We start from the raw sequence: 8,155 nt of genomic DNA, 5'->3' as shown, positions 1-8,155 counted from the left end.
CTTCACCGGAAACGTTCGGCTTCACGGGCAAGTTCGGTCAACCGTTCACACAACTGTGCGAGTTCCGAACTTTCGGCTCCCTCGGCAACAGCAGTCGCCACATCTTCGGCGGCGCAGCGGACCTCGAACATCCGATCCACCAGTTCGACGGCCTCGACGGCGGTCAAGATGACGGCGTCAGCCGGGATGGACGTGCCCTTGACGGCATTGCGCTGCTCGTACGCGCGCTGGCGACAAGACTGGCTGCAGTACCGGCGACGACGACCCACTCCCGTCACCGCGACCTCGCGGCCGCACCACACACACGGGTTTCCGGAACGCGCAGTCTGCGGTGATCCGACGCGTGTGCTCTCAGCCATGAGTCGACACTGTACTCGAGATTCGGACGCCTTCGATGAACGCGCGCGGTACCCGGTAAGATGGAGAGGTTGCGTCTTCTCGCCACACGGGAACCAATCGGGTGCTCGTGGCGTTGTAGATGAGTGTGAGCGTCTACTCCCCAAGTCAGGGCGCCCACCAGCGGTGACGAACGAAGAGAGGACACCACCATGGCAGATCGCGTACTTCGAGGTAGCCGTCTCGGAGCTGTGAGCTACGAGACCGACCGTGACCATGACCTCGCGCCCCGTCGTATGGCCAAGTACAAGTGCGAGAACGGCGAGATCTTCGACATCCCGTTCGCGGACGAAGCCGAGATCCCCGGCACCTGGTTGTGCCGCAACGGCCTCGAAGGCGCCCTCATGGAGGGAACTGCCCCCGAAGCCAAGAAGGTCAAGCCTCCCCGCACCCACTGGGACATGCTGCTCGAGCGTCGCTCGGTCGAGGAACTCGAAGAGCTGCTCAAAGAGCGTCTCGATTTGCTGAAGGCCAAGCGTCGCGGCGCATGAACTAGCACTTCGATCAAGACCGTCCGGTTCTACACCGGGCGGTCTTTCTCGTTCTACGGGGAGTGATCGTTCACAAGTCGACGTCATACTTCGGCCCTTCTTCGACGTGGCAACTTCAGGATGCTTCGCGGTCCTCAAAGGCACTTCAGGACAACGTCATTCAGCATCCAGGCGCACTCGCGAGCCGACAGTGCGCGGATTCGCGATTCGCGCTGGAGAACCATCGGCACTGCTTCGTGCACCAGTGTGAGCTGTATCCCCCACCCCGCGACACACCAAACTTCGGTACCCCACTCACGCCGACTGGGGTGTGGGTAAATGACTTACGGTGCTGAACGGTACTTCCGCTACTTCGCGGTCACCGAGCGATGCTCTGTGCCGCGGTTCCTTGGCGGAGGCGGGTGATTTCGTTGCGTGATTCGACGACCTGGGAGCTGTCGTCGCCCTTGCTGACAGCAAGGTCGCTGCACAGATCCAGCGCGGCACGAACGATATGTCGTCGTTGGCGACGTTCGGTGCGAGTGGGTGCGGCTTTCGCGTAAGTGCGTTGTTGTCGCCATCCGCCGGCGGCTGTCACCTCGGCGTCGGTCAGGACGCCGGACTCGATTTCCGGGGCGAGAATGTCACGGACGAAGTGGGACTCACGTGGGTGCGCCCAGACGAACGCGATCCACAAGGCAGTGAAAGCGAAGACGATGTCGCCGATCATGATGACGAACACGAGCGAACTGCTGCCGCCGGCGATCGCGAGCATCGAATCCCACACGCCGTGGATCAGGATGGGTGCCACGATCAACGCCAATCCGCGTCCGATCCGCCGGGGCTGGGCCGGGGTGCCGATCAGATAGATCACGCCGGCGCAGAAAAGGGCTGTAAAGAGGGGATGAGAGACGATGTCGGAGTAGGTGCGGGTGGCGATGGAACCGATCAGGCCGTCGGTTTGGTGGGCGCCGAAGCCCTGCGTCGCGCCGGCAATCGAGTACAGAAAGTCTTCGCTGGTCTGAAATCCCAAGCCGATGAAAGCGCCGAGGAGCAGGCCGTCGGTTGCGGTGCGCACCAGTCGCGGTGCAAGCGCGAGGAGGACGACGATGCCGATGCCTTTGGCGGTTTCCTCCACGAACGGTGCAGAGAGGCCCGCATGCCAGTCCTGAGCCCATACCTGCCCGAAAATCTTCGTGTAGAGCGAGCCGACTGCTCCGTTCGCGGGTACTGCGATAGTGAACGTTGCTGCGGTGGCGCCCCAGATGAAGCCGGTGACCACTAGTCCTACGGGTTGGCGTTCGTAGCGGTCGATGTGCCGGAACCACCATGTCCAGACCGCGGCACTGATGATGCCGACGATGCCGGCAACGAGGAGTGCGCGCCCGAAGTATCCGGCGAAGGGGGCGAACATCTGCCAGCCTTTGACGAGGCCGAATCCGCACATCCACAGGTATATCCAGAACACGACGTTGCGTGGTTGGAAGAAGTGAAATTTCTCGCCCCAGGCCGTCGTATCGAATGCGCGGGAGCGGGTTTCGAGGAGATCGCTGCTCACTTGGTGTCTCCCTCATGTGTGCCGATGGAGGCGATCATGTCGGTGATTTCTCGACCGCGGGCGGCGATCTGATCGGGTGGGCCGACTACCTGTACCCGAATTCCCTCGCCGTCGGTGACGAATGTGGTCACCGATCCGGCGGACCGCGGAGTGTCAAAGCTGACCTGGACGCCGCTCAGACCCCCGTCGGTGCTGATCGGCTGGCGTGTACCGGAGACCGCAAGCACGGAACTGCCGTTCGTCGCAAGACTCACGGCATCTGTTTGGGAGAGGAGCTCGTCGGCAGTTCCACTGAATGTGTCGGCGTCGACGCTCACGGTGACGGTGCCGCCGGTCAACGTCACACGTGGGAGCGAATCGGACGCGCCATGTTGGTCGGTTCGGAAACCACTCTCGACATTCCAGCCCGCAGGTGCGGCGAAGGAGACCGTTTCGGTCACGGCCATTCGGTCTCCGGCGCCGGTTGGATCTTCGGAGGAGACAGCGGAATCGATGGCGGGCACGATCACGGTCCAGAGCATCCACACCCCCAAGATCGCGAGGGCGTGTGGGAAGACGCGTGTGTCGAGTCCGAGGAAGCGGTGATCCGCTGGTGGACGTCGTCCGTGTATGGGCTCGTGCTTGTGTGCAGTACTCGAAATAACGCTCAATTTCCCTCGTTTCCATTGCACGGCAGGTGCACTGACTATCGCAGAAACGGACAAATTTCGTGCATCAGCCGGCACCTGCCGGTCATCGAGACGATCGTGCACCAAGTTCCCGTCGGCGCGAGATCACCGAGAGCTCCTAGTCGACGGTGAACCGTCGCATCGCCAGATGTCCGAACACGCCGACCAGAATCAACGTGACGCCTTCGGTCACGGAAACGGAGTCGGTCACCAACCCCGCGATGCCGGTCACGGCTACGAACACCGGCAAAAAGTCGAACAGCCTGAAAATCGACTGCGGTGGTTCGGTTTCGAGGCCCTGAGCCTGAGCGGCCTTGTTCGGCGCATACTCGGGGTACCACTCGGTGAAGGAGATGGCGAAGAAGGTTCCGAGCAACTGCAGAATCCATCCGGTCCAGAAGTTGTCTCCGTCGTGCAGCAGTGCGTCTCCGAACAGGCCCACTGCGGCCGACCATGTGAAGGCGAGCGCCCACACTGCGGTGATGACGTAGTTGATGCGCAGAAACAGTGGCGTCGTCCAATACTCTTCAGGCGTCGACTCTTTCGCGTACTGCAAAGTGAAAGGATTGCGGAGCAGGATCGATCCGAAGGCAAAGACCACCAGCGCGATGTTGGTCAGTTCGCCTCCCCAGAGTTCGAACCACCGAATCGTGTTCGCCGACGCGAGGAGGCCGATGGCCGCCAGAACGCCGAAGAACACGACGTCGAAGACCTCCAACAGCTTCACCGTGCCGCCGCGCCGGTGACTGGCCGCCAAGATCAGCAGTGACAACCCGAGCGCGGCGGCCGCGGATTCCTCGAACCTTCCCGGCCCGGAGAGCAAGGACAGCAGGATCCACGGTGACAGCCCCGCGAGCGGTGACTGCAGCACCGCGTCGACGACACTGGTCTTGCGAACTGCAGTCTGGGGCCCGGTCTTCTCAGGCTGGGTCTTGTCTGGCTCGGTCTTGTCTGGCTCGGTCACAGGAGGCCGCCTTTACGCAGGAACGGGTGGCACAGCGAGTACCCGCGTAGGCGCCCCTCGGAACATCGGCAGCCCGATATCCGTTGCTCGGGTCAGATTGCCGCAGTCTCCTCAGGTGATTGCTCGGCCCGATCTCGGCGCCGGGCTACCAGCGCCATGGCAATCGCACCGACCGCGATGATGCTGAGCACGATCTCCGGCGCCGGACCTACTCGGCTAGCGAGGGTGGAGCTGGTCGAGAGCGGCACCTTGGCCACAAGTGCCGCCGGCACGAACAGGTCGGTCTGCGACGTCACTGCCCCGTCGGGAGCGATGATGGCGCTGACACCACTGGTTGCGGCCACAACGACGGCACGGCCGTGCTCGACTGCCCGCACACGGGACATTGCCAGCTGCTGATACGTCATCTCGGTGTCCCCGAAGGTGGCGTTGTTGGTCGGTACTGCCAGCAGCTGCGCACCATTGCGCACCGATTCCTGGAACGCCCGGTCGAACGCAACCTCGTAACAAGTCGCGACGCCGATCGGTACACCCGCTGCGTGGACAACGCCGTTGCCCTCGCCGGGCACGAAATTGCCCGCACGATCGGCGTACGAGGAGAAGTTCCGGAAGAAGCTTCGGTATGGCAGGTATTCACCGAACGGCTGGATGATCTTCTTGTCGTGCTGTTCCTGAGGACCATTGGCGCCGTCCCACACGATCACTGAATTGGTGGTCGTACGATCGGCATTCACGAGTACGGTGCCGACAAGAATCGGGGCTCCGATCGCTTCGGAGGCTCGGGTGATGTCGGCCGCGGCATCGGCGTTTCGCAGTGGGTCAATGTCCGAGGCATTCTCCGGCCAGATCACGACGTCAGGCTGATCGACGCGGCCCGCGTCCACCTCGGCTGCCAGTTTCACGGTTTCGGTGACGTGGTTGTCGAGGACCTGCTTGCGTTGCGAGTTGAAGTCCAAGCCCAACCGCGGAACGCTGCCCTGGATCGCGGCGACGGTGATCGTTCGGTCGCCGGAATCCATGGTGGCAAGAAACGGCGACACCACGAGAGCAACGATCACGGGCACGATGGCGGCGGCAACGGCTCCGAAGAATCCTCGGTCCCATCGTTTTGCCGCGACAGCGACGACGACTGCTGCCAAGCCGGTACCGGTCAGGGCCACCGCGAAGCTGAGCAGCGGCGCACCGCCGATACTCGCGAGTGGGAGGAGCCACCCTTCGGATTGACCGAATGCGAGCCTGCCCCAAGGAAATCCGCCGAAAGGGACGCTGGAGCGAAGCCACTCGGTAAGCGTCCAGGTCGCGGCAATCCACAAAGGCGCCCAAGGCAACCTCGCCACCAGTACCGCCAGCAAACCGAACAGTCCGATGAACAACGACTCCACCGCGGCCAACGCGATCCACGGGACCGCGCCCACGAACACACCGATCCACGGAAGCAACGGCACCAGGAATCCGAGACCGGCCAGGTACCCGTAACCGAAGCCGGCACGAAGACGCAATCCGCCTCGACCGAAGTTCGTCAACACGCACGTCAGAAGAGCGATCCCGACTGGCGCCAGAAACCACAGCGGACGAGGTGGGAACCCGGCGAAGATCATGAATCCGCCTGCGGCTGCGTACAGCGAACGTAGCCATGCCGAACCGGTGAGCACAGCGCTCACGCGGGAGCGATCACTGCTGGGCGCCTCTGCGCCGGCCTCACTCACTCGTCGAGCCGCGCTGGTAGACGACGCGTCCGCGATGCACCGACTTGATGCAGACCGGAATCGGCGCATCTTCCGCCAGCCTGGGCAGAGCGGGTACTCGCGAGCGCGGATCGGTAGACCATCGCTGAACCGAATCGGCCGGTGCACTGACTTCGAGTTCGCCTGCCGCCCACAACACGTAGGAGGCGGGTGCACCCGGATTGAGCGTTCCCGCGGCGCCGTCCCGCACTCCGCCCGCGCGCCAGGCGCCGCGCGTTGCGGCGGAGAAGGCCGCACGCGGTGAGATTCCACTTCCGTCGGTGCGGTGCTGGACAGCGGCGCGCAGCATCGCCCACGGCTCGATGGGGGTGACCGGGGCATCGGAGCTGAATGCGAGCGAGACACCCTTACCGGCAGCAGGTGCAAACGGATTCAACGCTGCTGCGCGGTCGACTCCCAGGCGCGTGGCGTACAGACCGTCGGTACCGCCCCACAGTGCGTCGAACACCGGTTGGACGCTCGCGATGACACCCAAGGCCGCGAAGGTTTCCGCGTCGGCCATCGACATCATTTCCGCGTGCTCGAGGCGGTGACCCAACGCGGCGACCTTGGGGCCACCCAGTTCGTCGGCGACCTTGCGGAACGCGGCCGCTGCCGACGAGACGGCACCGTCGCCGATGGCATGGAAGCCGGCCTGGACACCCGCGAGGGTGCAGGCCCGGATGTGTGCGGCGATCGCGTCGACGTCGAGATAGGCGTTGCCCGTCGAATCAGGTTGGTCTGCATAGGGTTCGAGCAGCCACGCGGTATGCGAACCGAGCGAACCGTCGATGAAGAGATCTCCGCCGAGTCCGTCTGCTCCGGTTTTGTCGAGGAGTGCGCGAGCATCCTCTTCGGTGTCGACGCGCTCACCCCAGTAACCCCGAACCTCCACTCCGTGGTCGTGGGCCAGCAGTTCCTGGAAATCGGTCAGTCCCGAGATGTCCGGTCCGCCGCACTCGTGCACTGCGACGATCCCGCGGGAGGCGCACAGATCGAGCGCCGCGGTACGAGCAGACGCGCGCTGAGATTCGGTCAGCAGGTTCCGAGCCGCATTGCGCGCCAGGTGGTGTGCGTCGAAGGTCAGCGGGCCGTCGGCCGAGTATCCGGCAGTGTCGGCGAGGCCGGAGATCCCGTCGCGCAATGCGCTCGAGCACGCGGCCGAGTGAACGTCGATCCGCGAGAGATACACCTTGCGGCCAGGGGCAGCCGCGTCGAGATCCGCGGTCGAGGGCGGCGTCTGATCTGCCCACTCGGTGTCGTCCCAACCGTGTCCCCAGATGACTGCGTCGGGATGGGCAGTTTCGGGGTTTGCCGCTGCGAATGTTCGTACTCGCGAGAGGCATTCGTCCAGTGAGGGCGCGCCCACGAGATCGAGACCGACGAGATTGAGTCCCAATGCAGTGATGTGGACGTGGGTGTCGACGAACCCGGGAGTGACAAACGCACCGCCCAGGTCTTCGATCTCCGCGGCGGGGTGCAACGCCCGTCCGGCGCGCTCGTCGCCGACCCACACGACGGTGCCGTCGGTAATGGCGATCGAGGTCGCGTCAGGTGCAAATGAACTGTAGATCCGGCCGTTGACCAGCAGACGAGTAGTCACGAGCACCCAGTCTGCCTGTTAGTACTGCGGCCCCCGCGAACGGGTGGGTGTATCCGTGTCCAGAATCTCACCCTCGAGGACGAGTTCCTTGCCGTTGCTTGCTACGTACTCGGTGGTTTCGGGTGTCTCGACGATGATCTCGCCGTCGATCACCTCGCCGTTTCCGCGCATGCGCGCCGCGTAGCCGACGGTTCCGGCGAAGGCGTCACCACCGGCGGCAAATGCTGCTGCGCGCTTGCCTGCCAGGAGCACCGCAAGCGGGCGGAGCGCCCACCGGGTCGGCGGAATCAGAAGCAGAAGGCCCAGAACCGAAGTCACGAGTCCGGGTACGAACATCAACGCGGAGCCCGCCGCGACCAAGGCGCCGTCGGCGACCGCCAGAGACGGCGATCCCTCACCTCGCGTTGCCTTGCGGAATCCGTCCATGACTCGTCGCCACTGCGAACGCATGAGGATCAATCCGACAAGCGAACCGGCGAGAAACAGCAGCACTGTCCAGGCGACACCGATGGCGTTGCCCACGATGACCAATGCGGCGATCTCGACGATCACGTAGAGGAGGAATACGGCGGCGATCATGACGTCCCCTTTCAGACGGTCTATCCGTTCAACGCTCGAGGGGCCGGATTTTCTCCCGACAACGACGTAGAGGTGCAAAACAGGCGAGTGCCGTGAGTCACACGGGCTTTCTCTCGCGCACGTGCGACTTGCCTGGCGTTAACTAACGCTCCGCTAACGATTCTAAACCTCAAGTTGACGTTGAGACTATGCG

Annotated in this window: 8 protein-coding genes; 1 reads left to right on the top strand and 7 read right to left on the bottom strand. The window is 63.6% G+C overall.

Annotation, left to right across the window (positions count from 1 at the left end; all coding sequences use genetic code 11):
- Positions 1–2: 2 nt before the first annotated feature.
- On the bottom strand, positions 3–359 hold the full coding sequence (locus tag CPI83_RS14445) for a hypothetical protein (RefSeq protein ID WP_080657174.1): 357 nt from the start codon (positions 357–359) through the stop codon (positions 3–5).
- A 189-nt stretch (positions 360–548) separates the two neighbouring features.
- Between CPI83_RS14445 and CPI83_RS14440 the strand changes: the two genes are divergently transcribed.
- The gene (locus CPI83_RS14440; RefSeq protein WP_019748472.1) at positions 549–887 is read left to right on the top strand and encodes an RNA polymerase-binding protein RbpA; all 339 of its coding nucleotides are present in this window, start codon (positions 549–551) and stop codon (positions 885–887) included.
- 358 nt (positions 888–1,245) lie between these two features.
- Here CPI83_RS14440 and CPI83_RS14435 read toward each other — a convergent pair whose 3' ends face one another.
- The 6 genes from CPI83_RS14435 to CPI83_RS14410 all read right to left on the bottom strand — a co-directional run bounded on the left by CPI83_RS14435 (position 1,246) and on the right by CPI83_RS14410 (position 7,962).
- Positions 1,246–2,424 carry a PrsW family intramembrane metalloprotease gene (locus CPI83_RS14435; RefSeq protein ID WP_020969637.1) on the bottom strand — a complete coding sequence of 393 codons (1,179 nt, stop codon included), beginning with the start codon at positions 2,422–2,424 and terminating at the stop codon, positions 1,246–1,248.
- Positions 2,421–3,074, bottom strand: coding sequence for a hypothetical protein (locus tag CPI83_RS14430; protein ID WP_230091154.1), 654 nt, complete (start codon positions 3,072–3,074; stop codon positions 2,421–2,423). Before CPI83_RS14430 ends, CPI83_RS14435 begins: the two co-directional genes overlap by 4 nt.
- Positions 3,075–3,210: 136 nt before the next feature.
- Entirely contained in the window at positions 3,211–4,056 is an 846-nt protein-coding gene (locus CPI83_RS14425) for a hypothetical protein (RefSeq protein WP_097387360.1), read from the bottom strand.
- A gap of 92 nt (positions 4,057–4,148) precedes the next feature.
- Positions 4,149–5,654: an apolipoprotein N-acyltransferase gene (gene lnt / locus CPI83_RS14420; RefSeq protein ID WP_232816933.1), complete on the bottom strand. Its 1,506-nt coding sequence runs from the start codon at positions 5,652–5,654 to the stop codon at positions 4,149–4,151.
- A 100-nt stretch (positions 5,655–5,754) separates the two neighbouring features.
- A complete protein-coding gene (locus tag CPI83_RS14415) occupies positions 5,755–7,389 on the bottom strand; it encodes an amidohydrolase (protein ID WP_020907780.1) in 1,635 nt (544 codons plus the stop codon).
- Positions 7,390–7,401: 12 nt separating this feature from the next.
- The gene (locus CPI83_RS14410) at positions 7,402–7,962 is read right to left on the bottom strand and encodes an FxsA family protein (protein WP_003944915.1); all 561 of its coding nucleotides are present in this window, start codon (positions 7,960–7,962) and stop codon (positions 7,402–7,404) included.
- Between the last annotated feature and the right edge of the window lie 193 nt (positions 7,963–8,155).

This window comes from Rhodococcus sp. H-CA8f, assembly GCF_002501585.1.
Classification (GTDB): Bacteria; Actinomycetota; Actinomycetes; order Mycobacteriales; family Mycobacteriaceae; genus Rhodococcus_F; species Rhodococcus_F erythropolis.
This window is presented reverse-complemented; position numbering and strand designations above follow the sequence as displayed.

Excerpts from the sequence above, each read along its gene's own strand:
- CPI83_RS14440 (WP_019748472.1), top strand. The coding sequence starts at position 549 with ATGGCAGATCGCGTACTTCGAGGTAGCCGTCTCGGAGCTGTGAGCTAC.
- lnt (WP_232816933.1), bottom strand. The coding sequence starts at position 5,654 with ATGATCTTCGCCGGGTTCCCACCTCGTCCGCTGTGGTTTCTGGCGCCA.
- CPI83_RS14410 (WP_003944915.1), bottom strand. The coding sequence starts at position 7,962 with ATGATCGCCGCCGTATTCCTCCTCTACGTGATCGTCGAGATCGCCGCA.
- CPI83_RS14445 (WP_080657174.1), bottom strand. The coding sequence starts at position 359 with ATGGCTGAGAGCACACGCGTCGGATCACCGCAGACTGCGCGTTCCGGA.